This window comes from Pseudoalteromonas shioyasakiensis (assembly GCF_022398475.1).
Taxonomy (GTDB): Bacteria; Pseudomonadota; Gammaproteobacteria; order Enterobacterales; family Alteromonadaceae; genus Pseudoalteromonas.
In genome coordinates this window covers 1-521 of record NZ_JAKEVM010000319.1, presented here as the reverse complement: position 1 = coordinate 521, position 521 = coordinate 1, and the positions used below count along the sequence as shown (strand labels likewise).

The following is a 521-nucleotide window of genomic DNA, read 5'->3' as shown; positions in this document are numbered from 1 at the left end:
CTTTTATTTTAGTCAAACCACTTAAAGCTGAAATGTCAAATATTGAATTATAGGATAAGTAAAGTTCCTTTATTTCAGTGCACTTATTTAGAAAAGAAACATCAATTACATTATTAAAACATAAATCTAACCTTTCTAATTTTGGCATGTTTTCTAAAAATTGAACGTTAGATATTCCTGTATCAAATAAATAAAGCTGAATTAAATTAACTAACTTTCCTAATGGACAGGTGTCCCAATCAGATAACTCACTGTTTCTTATATTTAATGTGGTTAGATGTTCTAAGCTAGACAAAATCTCAAAACTATCACTATATGAATCAATACTATCTAATGTAAGGCTCTCTAGGTTAGTTAAATTTACAATACTGGCAAAATTTTCGACATCGCTAGATAAAAGATTTAATTTTTTTAAGCTCACCAAGTCAGATAAGGTTGACATGTCAAAGTTATTTACATTCCTCAAGTTTATACTTTCGAGCTTATGAAATTTTCCTAACGTATTAAAGTTTATATAGTTA

Annotated in this window: 1 protein-coding gene; it reads right to left on the bottom strand. The window is 27.3% G+C overall.

The window, feature by feature from the left end; translation table 11 throughout:
* Nucleotides 1–442, bottom strand: a 442-nt coding sequence (locus tag L1D51_RS21705; RefSeq protein ID WP_239964859.1) for a leucine-rich repeat domain-containing protein, incomplete at its 3' end; no start/stop codon positions are given.
* Nucleotides 443–521: the final 79 nt, after the last annotated feature.